The organism is Rhodoferax sp. XS2R6 (assembly GCF_056521365.1).
In genome coordinates this window covers 296,884-313,403 of record NZ_JBWMAY010000001.1, presented here as the reverse complement: position 1 = coordinate 313,403, position 16,520 = coordinate 296,884, and the positions used below count along the sequence as shown (strand labels likewise).

The 16,520-nt window shown below is 62.7% G+C and carries 13 protein-coding genes and 1 other RNA gene; 8 read left to right on the top strand and 6 right to left on the bottom strand.

Translation table 11 applies throughout. The features are described from left to right. Positions 1-27 precede the first annotated feature (27 nt). From AC097A_RS01485 to AC097A_RS01470, 4 genes are all read right to left on the bottom strand, one after another. On the bottom strand, positions 28-1,950 hold the full coding sequence (locus tag AC097A_RS01485; protein ID WP_479619486.1) for a sensor domain-containing diguanylate cyclase: 1,923 nt from the start codon (positions 1,948-1,950) through the stop codon (positions 28-30). Positions 1,951-1,989: 39 nt separating this feature from the next. Then, an RNA gene (ffs, locus tag AC097A_RS01480) (signal recognition particle sRNA small type) lies at positions 1,990-2,085 on the bottom strand. Between the two features lie 41 nt (positions 2,086-2,126). Beyond that, complete coding sequence (locus AC097A_RS01475; protein ID WP_479619485.1) at positions 2,127-3,857, bottom strand: diguanylate cyclase domain-containing protein; 1,731 nt, start codon at positions 3,855-3,857, stop codon at positions 2,127-2,129. Next, positions 3,854-4,909 (bottom strand): ABC transporter substrate-binding protein, encoded by a 1,056-nt coding sequence (locus tag AC097A_RS01470; protein WP_479619484.1) that lies wholly within the window; start codon positions 4,907-4,909, stop codon positions 3,854-3,856. The genes AC097A_RS01475 and AC097A_RS01470 overlap by 4 nt, the downstream gene beginning before the upstream one ends. Before the next feature lie 75 nt (positions 4,910-4,984). Here AC097A_RS01470 and dnaX point away from each other — a divergent pair, with 75 nt between their 5' ends. The 4 genes from dnaX to AC097A_RS01450 are packed head-to-tail and all read left to right on the top strand — an operon-like array spanning position 4,985 to position 8,393. Then, on the top strand, positions 4,985-6,946 hold the full coding sequence (gene dnaX, locus AC097A_RS01465; protein ID WP_479619483.1) for a DNA polymerase III subunit gamma/tau: 1,962 nt from the start codon (positions 4,985-4,987) through the stop codon (positions 6,944-6,946). Between the two features lie 39 nt (positions 6,947-6,985). Then, positions 6,986-7,318: a YbaB/EbfC family nucleoid-associated protein gene (locus AC097A_RS01460; RefSeq protein ID WP_105259658.1), complete on the top strand. Its 333-nt coding sequence runs from the start codon at positions 6,986-6,988 to the stop codon at positions 7,316-7,318. A gap of 25 nt (positions 7,319-7,343) precedes the next feature. Beyond that, positions 7,344-7,934: a recombination mediator RecR gene (recR, locus tag AC097A_RS01455; protein WP_479619482.1), complete on the top strand. Its 591-nt coding sequence runs from the start codon at positions 7,344-7,346 to the stop codon at positions 7,932-7,934. Positions 7,935-7,979: 45 nt separating this feature from the next. Beyond that, positions 7,980-8,393 carry an MAPEG family protein gene (locus AC097A_RS01450; protein WP_105260366.1) on the top strand — a complete coding sequence of 138 codons (414 nt, stop codon included), beginning with the start codon at positions 7,980-7,982 and terminating at the stop codon, positions 8,391-8,393. Between the two features lie 59 nt (positions 8,394-8,452). Here the strand turns inward: AC097A_RS01450 and AC097A_RS01445 are convergent, their stop codons facing one another. Further along, positions 8,453-10,054 (bottom strand): transglycosylase SLT domain-containing protein, encoded by a 1,602-nt coding sequence (locus AC097A_RS01445; protein WP_479619481.1) that lies wholly within the window; start codon positions 10,052-10,054, stop codon positions 8,453-8,455. After that, the gene (gene gloB, locus AC097A_RS01440; protein WP_479619480.1) at positions 10,051-10,821 is read right to left on the bottom strand and encodes a hydroxyacylglutathione hydrolase; all 771 of its coding nucleotides are present in this window, start codon (positions 10,819-10,821) and stop codon (positions 10,051-10,053) included. The genes AC097A_RS01445 and gloB overlap by 4 nt, the downstream gene beginning before the upstream one ends. Here gloB and AC097A_RS01435 point away from each other — a divergent pair. From AC097A_RS01435 to AC097A_RS01420, 4 genes are all read left to right on the top strand, one after another. Further along, positions 10,820-11,605 (top strand): class I SAM-dependent methyltransferase, encoded by a 786-nt coding sequence (locus AC097A_RS01435; protein ID WP_479619479.1) that lies wholly within the window; start codon positions 10,820-10,822, stop codon positions 11,603-11,605. The two genes, gloB and AC097A_RS01435, sit on opposite strands and share 2 nt — an antisense overlap. A 25-nt stretch (positions 11,606-11,630) precedes the next feature. Further along, positions 11,631-12,083: a ribonuclease HI gene (rnhA, locus tag AC097A_RS01430; protein ID WP_105259654.1), complete on the top strand. Its 453-nt coding sequence runs from the start codon at positions 11,631-11,633 to the stop codon at positions 12,081-12,083. Positions 12,084-12,205: 122 nt separating this feature from the next. Continuing rightward, the gene (locus AC097A_RS01425; RefSeq protein WP_479619478.1) at positions 12,206-13,462 is read left to right on the top strand and encodes an efflux RND transporter periplasmic adaptor subunit; all 1,257 of its coding nucleotides are present in this window, start codon (positions 12,206-12,208) and stop codon (positions 13,460-13,462) included. A gap of 6 nt (positions 13,463-13,468) precedes the next feature. Next, positions 13,469-16,519, top strand: coding sequence for an efflux RND transporter permease subunit (locus AC097A_RS01420; protein WP_479619477.1), 3,051 nt, complete (start codon positions 13,469-13,471; stop codon positions 16,517-16,519). Position 16,520 lies beyond the last annotated feature (1 nt).

The following is a 16,520-nucleotide window of genomic DNA, read 5'->3' as shown; positions in this document are numbered from 1 at the left end:
GCGAGCAGCTACTAAATTAGTAGCGAATCAGCTGGTTTGCCGGGTGCTGATGCGTGGCACTGCGGCGCGCACGCAGTTGCGGCCGTGGTGTTTGGCCTCGTACAGGGCCTTGTCGGCATCGGCCACCAGCGTAGCGGTCGAAGTCAGGCTGGCCGGAATCGCGCTGGCCACCCCAAAGCTGGCCGTGATGCGCAGGTTGCGGCCCTCGATCGGGATCTCCAGCCTGGCGATGTCGGCACGCAACTCTTCGGCCACGTCCAGCGCGTCGCCCAGGGTGCTGTTGATCAGCAGCACCACAAACTCTTCACCGCCGTAACGGGCCAGCACATCACCGGCGCGCTGCACCTTTTGGCGCAGAAAGTCGGCCAGGTAACGCAGGCAGGCGTCACCCGCCGGGTGGCCCCAGGTGTCGTTGATGGATTTGAAGTGGTCGATGTCCAGCAGCAGCAGGGCCAGCGGCTGCTTCTGGCGGCTGGCGCGTTTGTGTTCGGTCTGCAGGGCTTCGTCAAAGTAGGCACGGTTGCCCACCTGGGTCAGGGCGTCGGTGTTGGAGAGGCGTTGTAGCTGCGCGTTCACGGTCTGCAGTTTTTCCAGCGCATCGTGCAGCTCGTTGGTGCGTTCCTGCACGCGGCTTTCCAGCTCGCGGTTGGCTTGGGCGGTGGAGTCGATCAGGGCTTTTTGTGAGGCGCGGGCTTTTTGTGCATGGGCCAGCGCTACGGCCTGGGCATTGATGCGCAGGCTGCGGTCAGTGTTGATGCGGTCGGCCAGCGTGAAGGACAGCAGCAGCACCAGCAGCATGACACCGATTTGCGAAGCGTTATCGATCCAGAAGTTGGACGGCAGCAGGCCGAACTTGCCAATCGTCAACACGCTCACCCCCACGAACACCGAGGTCCAGGACAGGCAGTAGAAACGCGCAAAACGCGCGCCAGCCCACCAGCGCCAGTAGCCACACACCAGCGCCACCACCGACACCACCAGAATCATGGCCGAGTTGACCCGGATGATGAGCTGGTAGGGCAGCACAAAGCTGCCCGCCAGCAGCAGCGCACTCGCCCAGGCCAGGCCCAGCACGCCCCAGTGCAGTGGGCGCGAGAAGCGGCGCAGCTTGAGAAAGCTGTCGGCAAACAGGCTGGCCGCCACGCAGGCTGAGGCGATGAACACCGGCACCGCAATGCTGTTCCAGCGGATCTCGTTGGGCCACACATAGGCAAAGGTGTAGCCCCACAGCGTGCTCCAGAACAACAGGTAGCTGGCCACGAATGCGATGTAGTAGAGGTAGTTGATGTCGCGCGTGGACAGGTAGATGAACAGGTTGTAGACGATCATCACCACCAGCATGCCCAGCACGGCACCAGCCAGCAAATGCTCTTTGGCCGCGGCGGCCTGGAAGGCGGCAGGCTCCCACAGGCGCAGCGGCGCTTCGATGGTGCCGCTGGAGGCCATGCGCAGGTAGATCTGGTGCACACCGGGGGCCAGCGTGAGCGGCATCACCAGGTTCTGGTGCTGCACTACGCGTTGCACAAAGGGCTGTTCGTCGCCCAGCGCGTATTTGGTGATCAGCTGGCTGTCGTGCAGGTGGAACAGGCGCACGTCGTCGATGAAGGCTCGGGGCAGCTCCAGCAGGCGTTGCTGGGTTTTGTCTGTGCGGTTGTCCAGTGCGAAGCGGAACCAGTACGCCTTGTCGGTAAAGCCGAAGTTGGGGCTGGTACGGTCCATGCCGACCCAGGTCTGCAGCGGGCCGCTGGCCTGCTCCTGCGAGAGTTTGCGATCCGGGTCTTCCAGGTAGGCCAGATGGGCGCCCAGCTCTATGCGGGTGGGCGTGGTATCCGTAAGCGCAATGAGGGGGAAATCGGTGGTGTGACCCGGTGTAGCGGCCCAAGCGGCCACCGCTGCTCCGCATGCCAGCAGCACTGCACCAACCCAACGGGAACACACGTTGAGAGTCATTCCCGGAAATCCTCAGGGGTGGCAAGGGATGGAATGGGGGTTGACGAGCCTGACCCCGGCACTGGCTCCACAGTTAGGGCTGCTTGGTTCCCCACCTGACCCGGTTGGCCGCTTCACCATGCGGGAAGGCCCGTCAGCCTGCATTGTACCCAAAGCGCGGGTGGTTTCGGACCGCCTCAGAGCAGGTTGGGCTGGGTGTTGGCATCCGACGTGAAGCGGTAGCCATTGCGGCCACCGGCCTTGGTGCGGTACATGGCCCGGTCGGCGTTGTTGATCACCTCTTCGGCGGTGTGGCCGTCGTCAGGGAACTGGCTGATGCCGACACTGAATTCCACACACAGGGTGTGGCCCTCAAAGTCCATGGGCGCTTTGAGGGCGGCCAGCAATTTTTCGGTGAATGCGCTGATCAGGTTGCGTTCCGAGAAGTTGTCGATCATCACCACAAATTCGTCGCCACCCAGGCGGGCCACCGTGTCCACCTTGCGGGTGTTGCTGGCCAGGCGCTGCGCCACGGTCTTGAGCACGGCGTCGCCAGCGGCGTGGCCCAGGCTGTCGTTGAAGTTTTTGAAGTTGTCCACGTCGATGAACAGCAGGGCAAAACCTTCTTCCGTACGCTCGGCCCGGGCGATGGCCTGCGCCAGCCGATCCATGAACATGCGCCGATTGGGCAGCTCCGTCAGCATGTCGTGTTGGGCCAGGTGTTCGAGCTCTTCGCGGCTGTCGTGCAGGTCGTCCATTTGCTTGCGAATCTGGCCCTGCATGCGGGCAAAGCTGCGCGCCAGCGTGCCGATTTCGTCGCTGCGTTCCACCGGCAGGGGCAAGGCCTTGTTGTCGTTGGAGAAGCGGTGCACCGCCGCAATCATGCTGTTGATGGGGCGTGTGAGCGCACGCGCGACCAGCACGGCCAGCAAGGCGCAGGCCAGGCTCACCAGAATGACGATTTGCACAATGGTGCGTCCGAGCTGGTCGGTTTGCTGCAGCACCCCCTCCAGCGGGCGGGCCAGTCCCAAGATCAGGTGGTTTTCTTCGCCCCTAACCAGCACCGGGCGGCCAATGAACGCGGCCAGCAGGGGCGAAAAGGCATGCAGGCCCTGATCAGCCTGCAGCAAGATGTATTCGGTGTTCTGGCGCAGCAAGGCCTCGGTTTGCGGAAATTCGTCTTGCACCAGCACCCGGCGTCCCTTGTCAAATCCGAAGGTTTTGCTGCTGTCGGGGTGGATCAGGTAGTCGCCGCGGTGATTGGACAGGTAGAGCGAAAAATCTTTGGGCAGGTCGGCCGAGAGCAGGGCAAACATGCCGTCCAGGTCCAGGTTGATGACCAGCAGGCCCAGGGCCAGGCCGTGGGGGTCACTCACCGGGGTAGCCAGTTGCAGGGTGGGGCGGTCCAGGCCCGCGTGGGAGCCCTGTTCATGGTTGATGGCGATGGGCGACAGGTAGGTCTCGCCGTAGGCCAGCTTGAGGGTTTCGGACACATAGGCAAAGTGGCCTTTTTCCTGTAAATCCTCACCGGTCACCTCCTGCAGGGTGCCGCTGTCGCGGTCTACGCGCACCCGTTCCATGCCGTGGTCTTGCGCGCTGATCAGGCGGATCTGCAGGTAGGCCGGGTTGGCCTCCATCAGCACCTTGAACAGTGTGGCCATTTGCGCCTGGGCACTGGGTGACCGGGGCTGCAGAGAGGCCTGGGCCGCCGGGTGGGACGCCAGCACCATGAGGTTGCGCGAAACCTCCTGGCGCGTGAGCGCAATGCGGCGCGCCAGTACCTGGGTGGACAGCAACAGCTCGTTTTGCGAGGACTGGACCAGCAGGCTGCGGCTGACATGGAAGGCGTAAAACCCGGTAAAATCCGCCACCAGCAGGCCCACCAGGGCCAGCACCAGGGTCAGCCGGGCGCTGATGCCGAACTTCATGGCGCCAGCACCTTGCTGGCGCGGTCGCCAGACACAATGCGGTTCCACAGCTGGTTTCTGCGTTCCACGTTTTCCACTGGCTCCAGCCAAATCAGTTTGTCCTCCGGCCTCAGGTAAGGCGAGGGGGCGGTGGTGTTGGCCAGGCCCTGGCGGTCCAGCAGCACCTTGCCGGGGCCGTCTTCCAGCGTGTAGTTGATCCAGGCTTCGGCCAGCGCCGGGTTTTTGGCGCTGCGGGTGATGACCCAGCAGTCCAGCCAGGCCAGCGCCCCCTCCTTGGGGATGGCGTAGCCCACATCCAGGCCTGCGGCCTGGAGTTGCTTGAATTGTTGGGAGCCATAGTTGGCAAACAGCAAAGCGGCCTTGCGGCTCTGGAACCAGTGCACCGAGTCGTCCAGCTGGGTGTAGAAGGTCAGGGCATTGCGCCTGAGCGCAATCAGTTGTTCCACCGCGCCTTCCCACTGCGCGGTCGGCAGTGCAAACGGGGTTGGGCTGCCCAGGGCCTGTGCAGCCAGAGAGAAGCTGTGGGAGCCTCCGTTGTAGAGCAAGACCTTGCCTTGGTAACGCGGGTCCCACAGCGCCTTGAGGGAGGTGGGCGGTGTTTTGATCTGCTTGCGGTCATAGATCAAGCCCATTTCGGCGTAGGTGTAGGGGATGGCAAACACCTTCTCGCCATGCACGATGCCGGGAATCTTGGCCAATGCCTGGAAGCGCGGCAGCTGGCGCTGGGTGTTGGTGATGGCGCGCAGATTGATGGGGACGACCAGCGCTGTCTGGATGTAGCGCTGCAGTTCGGCCGTATTCACGGCGAAGACATCGAAGTCGCCGGCCTGGTTTTTGGAGATACGCGCCCACAGGGCCTCGTCGGTGTCGATATAGCTGACTTCGACCTTGGCTCCGGTGCGTTGCTCGAAGGTTTTGACGATGTCAGGGTCGGCATAACCCGCCCAAGCCAGTACCCGCAAGGTACCGCCGGCCTGCACTGCGCTGCTCCACAGGCAAGCCGCCAGCACAAAAGACAGCCATAAAAAGCAGCTTCTCAACAAAGTGGGCACGTTGGTGTGGGTGGTGGTCTTTGTGGGCTTCCAGTCTAACTGAGACTGGCAGGGGCGGCGCACTAGAATCGGAGCATGTCTTACCTCGTGCTCGCCCGCAAATACCGTCCGCGCAACTTCACCGAAATGGTGGGGCAGGACCATGTGGTGCAAGCCCTGACCAATGCGCTGACCACCCAGCGCCTCCACCACGCCTACCTGTTTACCGGCACGCGCGGCGTGGGCAAGACCACGGTGTCGCGCATTCTGGCCAAGTCGCTCAACTGCCAGGGCGTCGATGGCAATGGCGGAATCACCGCCACCCCTTGTGGTGTGTGCCAGGCATGCTCTGATATTGATAGCGGACGGTTTGTCGATTACACCGAACTGGATGCCGCTAGCAACCGCGGTGTGGACGAAGTGCAGGCCCTGCTGGAGCAGGCGGTTTACAAGCCGGTGCAGGGGCGTTTCAAGGTCTTCATGATCGACGAAGTGCACATGCTCACCAACACGGCGTTCAACGCGATGTTGAAAACGCTGGAGGAGCCGCCCGAGTATTTGAAATTTGTGCTGGCCACGACCGACCCGCAAAAGGTGCCGGTGACCGTGCTGAGCCGCTGCCTGCAGTTCAACCTGCGTCCCATGGCGCCCGAGACCATCCGCGAACACCTGACCAAGGTGTTGGAGGTGGAGCAGGTAAGTTCCGAAGTGCAAGCCCTGCGCCTCTTGGCCCGCGCCGCCCGCGGCTCCATGCGCGACGCGCTTAGCCTGACGGACCAGGCGATTGCCTTTGGCTCGGGCCAGTTGCAGGAGGCCACGGTGCGCCAAATGCTAGGCAGTGTGGACCGCTCGTACGTGTTCCGCCTGATTGAGGCGCTGGCGCTGGGCGACGGCAAGACCGTGGTGGAAACCTCCGAAGCCCTGCGCCACAACGGCCTGAGCGCGGCCTCCACCCTCGAAGAAATGTCCACCGTGCTGCAGCGCATGGCGGTGCTGCAGGCCATGGGGGCTGCGGCCGCTGCCGACGATAGTGACCCCGAAGCGGCAGACACCGCCCGCCTGGCTGGCCTGCTGCCTGCCGATGAAACCCAGCTGCTCTACAGCATCTGTCTGCATGGCCGTGCCGACCTGGGCTTGGCGCCCGACGAATACGCGGCGTTGACCATGGTGTTGCTGCGCCTGCTGGCCTTCAAGCCCCAGACCGGCGCAGCGCCACTGGCTGAAAAAAAAACTCTAACTGACGCCACGGTACCGGTTCGCACGCTGCCCGCAGTGGCTCCCGTGCCTGTGGCCGCCGCCATGCCGGTGCCTGTGCCCCGTCCTGTGATCGCCCCTGTGCCGGTTGTGGCCCCCGTGCCTGCTGCGCCTGTGCTGGCACCTGCCGTGGCGCCCCCCCCGGTGGTACAGCCCTGGGAAGACGCGCCCGCTGCGCCCGAGCCCGCTGTTGCTGTGCAGGAACCGGCAGACATTCCCCCCGGTCAAGTGTTGACGGTGCGCGACAGTGGCCCGGACGAGGACGAAGAGCCCGCCGATCTGTATGAGGATCAAAATAGGCCTCTAGCCCCCGTGGTATCTGCGCAAACAGCTACTAAAGTTGTAGCAGTCCCGGTGCGGACCCAGGCCGAAAGCCGATCAGATGCAGTGGCCACACAAGCACCACAAGTGTTATTGCCCACCGAAGAGGGCGACTTCTGGCACGCCACGGTGCAGCAGTTGATCCAGTCCGAGGCGATCACTGCCATGGTGCGTGAACTGGCCTTGCAGTCGCAGCTGATTGCGCGCGACACCGACCAGTGGCTGCTGCGGCTGGAGCGTGAATCGCTGAACCAGCCCGCGACACGGGACCGGCTGACTGCCGCATTGGCCGCGGCAGGTTTCCCGGTCAAGCTGGCGGTCGAGGTGGGGCGGGTGACCGACAGCCCGGGGCGGCGCAACGCAGCTGCATCTGCCGAGAAGCAGTTGGCGGCCGAGAAGATAATCTCAGACCACCCGTTTGTGCAATCCATGGTGCAACACTTTGGCGCGAAAATCGTGCCCGGTTCCATCCGGCCCCTTTAGGGCTGGCCCCTTTTTTCTCTTTCTCACTCAAGGACATCCATGTTCAACAAAGGACAACTCGCAGGCCTGATGAAACAAGCCCAGGCGATGCAGGACAACATGAAAAAAGCCCAGGACGAGCTGGGCAATATCGAGGTGACGGGCGAGTCCGGCGCCGGGCTGGTGAAAGTTACCATGACCTGCAAACATGATGTCAAACGCATCACCATCGACCCCAGCCTGCTGGCCGATGACAAGGACATGTTGGAAGACCTGGTGGCCGCCGCCTTCAACGCCGCCGTACGCAAGGCTGAAGAGACTTCGACCGAAAAAATGGGCAAACTCACCGCCGGCATGCCAGGTTTGCCCGGTGGCATGAAGTTCCCGTTCTGAACGCCGCCACGCTGCTTCGTACCCTGTGTCCGATACCAACGCCTTAGACGCCCTGGTCCAGGCGCTCAAACGCCTGCCGGGCGTGGGGGTGAAGTCGGCCCAGCGCATGGCTTTCCACCTGCTGCAGCATGACCGTCCCGGTGCCCAGCTGCTGGCACAGGCCTTGCAACAAGCCAGCACCCAGGTGCACCACTGCGAACGCTGCCACACATTCACCGAGCAGTCGGTATGTGCTTCCTGTCTGGACCCGCGGCGCGACCACAGCCAGCTGTGTGTGGTGGAGACCCCAGCCGACCAGGCCGCCATGGAGCGCACGGGCGCTTACAAGGGCCTGTACTTCGTGCTCATGGGAAAGCTCAGTCCGCTGGACGGCGTGGGGCCGCACGACCTGGGTTTGAAGAAGTTGTTTGAGCGTGCCTGTGATGGTCTGGTGCAGGAAGTGATTCTGGCCACCAACTTCACGGCCGAAGGCGAGGCTACCGCCTATGTGATTGCTGAAGGGCTCAAGGCGCGGGGGCTAAAGCCTACGCGCCTGGCGCGCGGTGTGCCCGTGGGCAGCGAGCTGGAGTATGTGGATCTGGGCACTATTGCCCATGCCCTGGTCGACCGCCGCTAACGTGTGCTGCGCCGGTCCGGGCTGATTTTTGAAAGTAATTTGTTCATGCAATACCCCCATTTCACTGTTGCTTATTGGTGCGTGCTGATTGCCGCGTTGTTGCCTATTGCCTGTGCCGGACTGGCCAAGTGGGGCCGCGTCAATGTGCCGCGCCGCGAGGGCGGTTACGACAATGTGAATCCGCGCGAATGGCTGGCGCGCCAGACCGACTGGCGTGCCCGCGCCAACGGGGCGCAGGCCAACAGTTTTGAGGCGCTGCCGTTTTTTATTGGTGCGGTCATCATTGCCCACCAGCTTGGCGCGCACCAGGCACGGCTGGACATTCTGGCCTTCCTGTTCATCGTGCTGCGCATGCTCTACATCATGATGTACGTGGCCGGTTTGGGCACGGCCCGCTCCGTTGTCTGGAGCCTGGGCCTGGCCAGCAATATCGCCATCTTGTTGGTCGGCTACCGCTAACAGGCCGGCTCGGCCGGCCGGCGCCTGGCTGCGCCTGAGCGTACGCGGCGCGCATCGGCTTACTTTTTGGCCACTTTGGTGGCCGTGCTGCGCGGTTTGACTGCCACGGTTTTGCCTTTGGCGGGCGCTTTGGCAATGGTGGTTTTGCCACGGGTTTTGGCGGTGCTGGTTTTGCTGCGTGCCTTGGCCGGCAAGAACAACACCACCTGCTGACCAGCCTTGAAGCTGGCACTGGCACTGACCTTGTTCCATTCGGCCACCGAGGCCGCACTGACCTTGTACTTGCGCGCGACGCTGGCCACGTTGTCGCCCTTGGTGGCCCGCACGCTGGAGCGGCGCAGGGCGACTTCGGGGGCTAGCGTGAGCTGGCCGTTGTCAGCCACTTTTTCTGTCACATCGGCCATGTGTGCGCTACGCGGCACCAGCAGCGTGGAGCCCGCACGGATGACGACGCGGGCAGGGATGTTGTTGATGCTGCGCAACTCGCTCTCGGACATGCCTACCCGCTTGGCCACATCGGCCGGGCGCAGGGTGGTGGGGGCGACCCAGGCGGTCCAGCTGGCCAGGCGGTTGCTGCCATAGGCCTCCAGGTTGGACTGAAACACTTCGGCGTTGTCCCAGGGCAGCAGGATTTGTGGCGTGCCCGCGGCCAGGATGACGGGGCGGTTGATGGACGGGTTCAAAGCCTTGAAGTCGGCCAGGTCCACTTCGGCCAGCTTGGCGGCCAGGGTCAGGTCAATGTCGCGCTGGATGGTGACCGTCTGGAAGTAGGGGTGGTTTTCAATCAGGGGTAACTTGGAATTGAACTGGGCCGGGTTGGAGACGATGTTTTTGACCGCTTGCAGCTTGGGCACGTAAAACCGCGTTTCCATAGGCATGCCCAGGTCCTGGTAGGTAGTGGCCTGGCCCGCGCGTTTGTTTTTGGCAATGGCGCGCCCCACGCTGCCTTCCCCCCAGTTGTAGGCCGCCAGGGCCAGATGCCAGTTGCCAAACATGCCGTGCAGCTTTTGCAGGTAGTCCAGTGCGGCACGGGTGGAGGCGAGTACGTCGCGGCGATCATCACGGAACGCGTTTTGTTTGAGTTCGAAGTACTTGCCGGTGGCGGGCATGAACTGCCACATGCCGGCCGCCTTGGCGCTCGACACCGCCTGGGGGTTGAAGGCGCTCTCGATGAACGGCAGCAAGGCCAGTTCGGTCGGCATGCCGCGCAACTCCAATTCTTCAACAATGTGGAACAGGTACTTTTTGGAGCGCTCCGTCATGCGGAAGATGTAATCGGGGCGGCTGCTGTACCACTGCTCCCGGTCACGCACCAGCTCGGTGTCCAGGTCGGGCATGCCGTAGCCCCGGCGAATACGTTCCCACAGGTCGGCTGGCGGGGCCAGGGCGACCACGGTACGCGAGGGCAGCGACTGGGCGTCAATATTGCTCAATGGGCCCGTGTTGGTGCTGCGCTCTGGCGCGCTCGGTTTCACGGGCGCCTTGCGTTGCAGCTCCCGGCTGGTTTGCAGGTTCAGGTTGTCTGCTGGTGTGGGGCTTGTGCTGCTGGTTGTGGTTGTGGTGCCGGTCGCTTCAACGCTGCTGTTAACGGGTTGTGGCGTGCTGGCGCAAGCAGTCAGCAGGGCCATGGCCAACAGGCTGGTGATTTTTAGAAATTTCATCGGTATTCGTTCTTCCAACGCCGCAGCGTGGCAAAGGCTCCATCGCGGGCCAGCCCGGGCGCGTCAAATTGACGCAGGGCGGCCAGGATGGGTGGCGCGGATGCGCGCAAAAAAGGGTTGATGCGCCGCTCCAAGTCTATCGAAGACGGCAAGGTGGGCAAATCTTGGTCGCGCAGTGCCCGGCAATGGGCCTGGTAGGCCAACAAGTCGGCGTTGTCCGGGTCCACGGTCAGTGCGAAGCGCAGATTGCTCAGGGTGTACTCATGGGTGCAGCATACCCGGGTGGTGGCGGGCAGGGCGGCTAGCCGGTCCAGGGAATCCTCCATCTGGGCGGGCGTGCCTTCAAACAGGCGGCCGCAGCCCGCGCTGAAAAGGGTGTCGCCGCAAAAAAGCAGGGGTGCGCCGTCCATGTCTGCGGTGTAGAAAGCAATATGGCCTGCGGTGTGGCCCGGTACGTCCATCACCTCAAAGGCCAAGCCCAGGCTGTGGACCTGCTGGCCCTGCACCAGGGGCTGGTAAGGCGTTGGAATGGTTTCCTGGGCGGGGCCCCAGACCTGGGCACCTGTGGTGTTGCGCAGAATGTCCACGCCTCCCGTGTGGTCGGCATGGTGGTGGGTGACTAGAATGCTGCGCAGTTCAACGCCTTCCCGCTGCAGGGCCTGCAATACAGGCGCAGCGTCTCCCGGGTCCACCACCAGTGCTTCTCGTCCATCGTGCAACATCCAGACATAGTTGTCTGAAAACGCGGGTAGCGGTATTAACGTCATGAGCGAACAAATTATAGGTTTGCACGACTGGTTCCAAACGCCGGCGGGCCAGTACCTGTTGCGCTGGGAAGATGCGCAGCTGCAGTCCGCGGTGGCCGACATCTTTGGTTACCACGCGTTGCAACTGGGGGTGCCGCAGTTGCATGGCCTGCGGGCCAACCGCATGCCCCACCAGTGGCTGGGTATGCCTACGCCCGAGCCCGTGCCGGGCGCTTCTGCGCTGCGCACTGCGTTGGTGACCGACTACGCCGCCTTGCCTTTTTCGGCCTGCAGCCTGGATTTGGTGGTCTTGCCCCACACACTGGAGCTCAGTGCCGATCCCCATGCCACCCTGCGCGAGGTGGAGCGGGTGCTGGTACCCGAAGGGCGCGTGGTGATTTGCGGTCTGAACCCGGCCAGCCTGTGGGGGCTGCGGCAGCGCCGCGCCCGTGCCGTCCAGCGGCTGGGCATGGGTGACTTGTATTTGCCCGATTGCGGGGAGTTCATCGGTTACTGGCGCTTGCGGGATTGGTTGCGCTTGCTCAGCTTTGAAGTGGAAGAGGGGCGTTTTGGCTGTTACCGTCCTGCGGTGCGCAGTGAGAAGTGGCTGGAGCGCTGGGCCTGGATGGACCGTGCGGGGCCGCGTTGGTGGCCGATTGTCGGCGCCGCCTATTTTGTGGTGGCGGTAAAGCGGGTGCGGGGCATGCGTTTGCTGGGCCCAGCCTGGAAGGCGGTGCCGGCGCGCGCAGGTGCTTCGGTCCCGGTTGCGCAGCGCAGCCAGCCCAATGGTTATGCGCAAGAATGAAAGTATCAGGAAAGTGACTCAGAGCATGAATTCAGTGGTGATTTATACCGATGGCGCCTGCAAGGGCAACCCCGGGCCCGGTGGCTGGGGGGTGTTGTTGCGGTCTCCCGACGGGAGCGAAAAAGAGCTGTTTGGCGGAGAGTTGGGCACGACCAACAACCGTATGGAAATGATGGCCGTGATCCAGGCCCTGGCGGCACTCAAGCGCCCCTGCGCGGTGGTGTTGCATTTGGACAGCCAGTATGTGCTCAAGGGCATTACCGAATGGTTGGTGGGCTGGAAAGCCAAAGGATGGAAGACGGCTGCCAAGCAGCCGGTCAAAAACGTGGATTTGTGGCAGCAGTTGGACCAGCTGGTGAGTACATCAGGCCACACCATCGACTGGCGCTGGGTGAAGGGCCATGCCGGTGACCCCGGCAATGAGCGTGCGGATGCGCTGGCCAACCAAGGGGTGGATAAGGTGTTGGGGCGCGGCTAGCGCCGTGGGCTTGAATTCCTGTGCGCAGGCACGGGGCTTGCGTCGGTCCACGCCCAGTGTCATGCACCGACGCTACCATTGACGATTAGTCTGTTTACAACCCACTCCACCGATTTCTTCCTATGGCATCTAAAGCTGTTTATTCTGCGGTCGCAATTGTGGGTATCGCGGCCCTGTCCGGTGCGGCGTGGTGGCACCAGTCCAAGCCCCAGGGCCCCAAAGAAGTTTTGGCGGGCAATGCCAGCGCACAGCCGGCGGGCAAGTCACCTGCTGCCGCACCAGCACGGCCCGCTGGGGTGGAGGTGGCCAAGGTGGCCCGCATCACTTTGCAGGACGACGCCCAGTCGGTAGGGTCTTTGCGTTCACGCCAGAGTGTGATGGTGCGGCCGGAGGTGGCCGGCCGGGTCAAAACCCTGGGTTTCAAAGACGGTGCGACGGTGCGCAGGGGGCAATTGCTGGTGCAGCTGGACGACACCCTGCAACGCGCCGAGCTGAGCCAGGCGCAGGCGCAGCTGTCTATTGCCGAGGCCAACTTCAAGCGCAACCAGGAGCTGGTAGCGCAGAATTTTGTGGCCCAGCGGGTGCTGGACGAGAGTGCTGCCAATGTGCAAGTGGTGCAGGCACAGCTCTCGCTGGCCCAGGCCCGTTTGGGGCGCATGGCCATCGTGGCGCCCTTTGATGGCACGGTGGGCTTGCGTGCCGTGAACGTAGGCGACTATGTCAAGGACGGTGCGGACCTTATCAACCTTGAAGACACGGGCAGCATGCTGGTGGACTTCCGCCTGCCCGAACGTTACCAACGCAAGCTGCGCCCTGGTCTGGTGGTGGAGCTGGCCCTGGATGCTTTTCCCGGCCGCGCTTTCAAGGCGCGTATTGAGGCGGTAGACCCTTTGCTGGACGCCAATGGCCGTTCGGTCGGGGTGCGCGCAATGTTGCCCAACAACGGTGGAGAACCCGCGGGTGCGGGTGGTGGTGCTCCGTTGCGGCCCGGCATGTTTGCTCGCGTGACCGCCATTTTTGGGGTCAACACCGCAGCGCTGGTGGTGCCGGAAGAAGCCCTGGTTCCCCAAGGTGGCAAGCAGTTTGTGGTGCTGGTGGTGGCGCCCTCGGAAATGCCATCGGCGGCCAATCTGCCGCCGGACACGGAGTGGGTCTCCAAACGGCAGGAAGTGAAACTGGGCGTGCGCCGCCAGGGCAAGGTCGAGGTGAGTGAAGGCTTGAGTGAAGGCCAGACCATTGTGGTTGCTGGCCAGCAGCGTTTGCAGCGCGACGGTACGGCCGTGCGCATTGTGGAGTTGGGGCGTGCGCCTGCTGCAGGTCCGGCCTCTGCCGCATCTGCTCCCGCCAGCGCGCCTGCTGCGCGCGCTTCCGGAGGCTGATGCACCATGCAATTGGCAGAAACCTCCATCCGCCGGCCGGTCTTTGCGACCGTGCTGTCCCTGCTCATCATGTTGGTCGGCGCGGTGTCCTTCACCGGGCTGTCGGTCCGGGAGTACCCCAAGATTGATGAGCCTGTGGTCACCGTGACCACGCGTTTTGCCGGTGCCTCTAGTGAGGTGGTGGAAGCGCAGGTCACCAAGGTGCTGGAAGACTCATTGGCCGGCATTGAGGGGGTGGATGTCATTACCTCCAGCAGCCGCCAGGAACGCAGCCAGATTTCCATCCGTTTTGCACTGTCGCGCGACGCTGACTCGGCGGCGGCCGATGTGCGGGACAAAACCTCTCGCGTGCGCCAGCGCCTGCCACAGGGTATTGACGAACCGGTGATTGCCAAGGTCGAGGCCGATGCATTCCCGGTGATTTTTTTGTCGCTGAGCTCGGACACGCATAACGCCCTGCAGCTGTCCGAGATGGCCAACACCCTGGTCAAGCCCATCTTGCAGACAGCGCCCGGAGCCGCAGATGTCACGATTTCGGGAGAGCGCAAGTTTTCCATGCAAATCTCCCTGGACCCGGCCAAGCTGGCTGCATTTCGCTTGACGATCCAGGATGTGGAAGACGCCTTGCGTCGCTCCAATCTTGAAGTACCCGCCGGGCGTATTGAAAGCAACTTGCGCGAATTCAACGTCACCGCGGCGACCGATTTGAGCCGGCCTGGTGAGTTCTCGCAAGTGATTGTCAAAACGGTGAACGGGTTTCCGGTGCGTATTGCCGATGTGGCACGCGTGGCCCAGGGGCCGGCAGAGGAACGGTCCAGTGTGCGCCTCAATGGCAAGGACGCTATTGGCGTGGGGGTGATCCGCCAGGCGACGGCCAATCCGCTGGATTTGTCTGCGGGCGTACGCGCCCTGATGGACAAGATCCAGAAGGACCTGCCACCGGGGGTGGTGGTGGAGATTGCCAATGACAACTCGGTCTTTATCGACCGTTCCATCAAGGCCGTGTACCAGACCATTGTGGAGGCCTCGGTGTTGGTGGCGCTGGTGATTTTTGTTTTCCTGCGCACCTTGCGTGCCGCCATCATTCCGTTGGTCACCATTCCGGTCGCGCTGATTGGGGCTTTTGCCCTGATGGCGTTGGCAGGCTTCAGTATCAACACCCTAACGCTGCTGGCCCTGGTGCTGGCCATTGGCCTGGTGGTGGACGATGCCATCGTGATGCTGGAGAACATCTACCGGCACATCGAGGACGGAGTGCCGCCGTTTCAGGCTGCCATTCAGGGCGCACGGGAGGTGGGCTTTGCGATTGTGGCCATGACACTGACGCTGGTGGCGGTGTATGTGCCTCTGGCCTTTGCGCCGGGCCGTACCGGGCGCCTGTTCACCGAGTTTGCTCTGGCCTTGGCGGGCGCGGTGCTGGTGTCAGGTCTGGTGGCGCTCACGCTGTCGCCCATGATGTCTTCTGTGCTGCTGCGCCACAACCCGCGCCCCAGCTGGTTTGACCGTGGCATGGAGCATGCCTTGGTGTCTTTTACCAACGCGTACAGCGCGGTACTAGCTTGGACCTTGCGCCACCGTTGGCTGGTGGTGCTGGTCATGGTGGGCAGCGGTGCGGTCACCTGGTCGGTCATGGGTTCCATCAAGCGCGAACTGTCGCCCATGGAGGACCGGGGTGTGGTGCTGGCGCAGATCAATGCGCCCGATGGCGCCACGCTGGACTACACCAACCGTTACGCGCGCTCCATCGAGAAAGTGGGTGAGAATTTTCCAGAGTTTGACCGCATTTTTGCCAACATCGGCAGCCCCACGGTGGCCCAGGGCAATGTGTTTTTTCGAGCTGTACCCTGGGAAGAGCGTCAGCGCACCACGATCGAGATGGCACGTGAAATGACCCCCCGCGTGGCGGGCATGCCCGGTGTCACAGCGTTCCCGATCACACCACCCTCGTTGGGGCAGGGTTTTACCCAGCGCCCTGTCAATTTTGTGATCATTACCTCGGAGAGTTACCCGAACCTGTCGCAGGCTGTGCGTGCGTTTCAGGATGAATTGGCCAAAAACCCGGGTTTCCTGCAGGTGGACACCGATCTGCGCCTCAACAAACCCGAATTCCGCCTGGAAGTAGACCGGGAACGCGCCGCCGACATGGGTGTGGGCGTGGATGTGATTGCGCGTTCTATTGAAACCGTGCTGGGGGGGCGCAATGTGACCCGTTACAAACGCGACGGTGAGCAATACGATGTGGTGGTGCGTACCGCGTCGGCCGGCCGGGATACACCCGACGACATCGAGAATATTTTTGTACGTGCCAAGGGCGATACCATGGTGCCCCTGTCTGCCTTGGTCAAAATCAAGGAGGTGGTGGTTCCGCGTGAGTTGAACCACTTTGGCCAGCGCCGTTCGGCCACCGTGACGGCGAACCTGTCGCCTGACTACTCTTTGGGCGAAGCACTGGATTTTCTGGACGCTACCGCCAAGAAAGTGCTCAAGCCAGGTTACGCCACCGATGTAAACGGTTCCAGCCGCGAGTTCCGCAAGTCCTCGGACTCGTTGACGCTGGTGTTTTTGCTGGCCTTGGTGTTTATTTTTCTGGTGCTGGCCGCGCAGTTCGAGAGTTTTGTGGACCCACTTGTCATCATGCTTAGCGTACCGCTGTCCATGGCGGGTGCATTGGTGGCGCTCAAGTGGTCCGGGGGCACCTTGAATGTGTTCAGCCAGATTGGCCTCATCACCCTGGTGGGTCTGATTACCAAACACGGCATTTTGATGGTGGAGTTTGCCAACCAGTTGCGCGAGCAGGGCATGCAGACGCTGCAGGCGATTCAGCAGTCCGCCGCCCAGCGCATTCGCCCGATTTTGATGACCACTGGTGCCATGGTGCTGGGCGCGATTCCACTGGCCTTGGCCTCGGGCGCAGGGGCCGAGAGCCGTCAGCAGATTGGCTGGGTGATCGTCGGGGGCATGTCGGTGGGGACCTTGTTGACGGTGTTTGTGGTTCCCACCATGTACACCCTGCTGGCCCGCAAACACGCACCAGGCGCTAAAAAAGACCCGGTCTGAA

What these genes read in the sequence shown, in the direction of transcription:
- AC097A_RS01485 (WP_479619486.1), bottom strand. Translation starts at nt 1,950, where the DNA reads ATGACTCTCAACGTGTGTTCCCGTTGGGTTGGTGCAGTGCTGCTGGCA.
- AC097A_RS01475 (WP_479619485.1), bottom strand. Translation starts at nt 3,857, where the DNA reads ATGAAGTTCGGCATCAGCGCCCGGCTGACCCTGGTGCTGGCCCTGGTG.
- dnaX (WP_479619483.1), top strand. Translation starts at nt 4,985, where the DNA reads ATGTCTTACCTCGTGCTCGCCCGCAAATACCGTCCGCGCAACTTCACC.
- AC097A_RS01460 (WP_105259658.1), top strand. Translation starts at nt 6,986, where the DNA reads ATGTTCAACAAAGGACAACTCGCAGGCCTGATGAAACAAGCCCAGGCG.
- AC097A_RS01450 (WP_105260366.1), top strand. Translation starts at nt 7,980, where the DNA reads ATGCAATACCCCCATTTCACTGTTGCTTATTGGTGCGTGCTGATTGCC.
- AC097A_RS01445 (WP_479619481.1), bottom strand. Translation starts at nt 10,054, where the DNA reads ATGAAATTTCTAAAAATCACCAGCCTGTTGGCCATGGCCCTGCTGACT.
- AC097A_RS01435 (WP_479619479.1), top strand. Translation starts at nt 10,820, where the DNA reads ATGAGCGAACAAATTATAGGTTTGCACGACTGGTTCCAAACGCCGGCG.
- gloB (WP_479619480.1), bottom strand. Translation starts at nt 10,821, where the DNA reads ATGACGTTAATACCGCTACCCGCGTTTTCAGACAACTATGTCTGGATG.
- rnhA (WP_105259654.1), top strand. Translation starts at nt 11,631, where the DNA reads ATGAATTCAGTGGTGATTTATACCGATGGCGCCTGCAAGGGCAACCCC.
- AC097A_RS01425 (WP_479619478.1), top strand. Translation starts at nt 12,206, where the DNA reads ATGGCATCTAAAGCTGTTTATTCTGCGGTCGCAATTGTGGGTATCGCG.
- AC097A_RS01420 (WP_479619477.1), top strand. Translation starts at nt 13,469, where the DNA reads ATGCAATTGGCAGAAACCTCCATCCGCCGGCCGGTCTTTGCGACCGTG.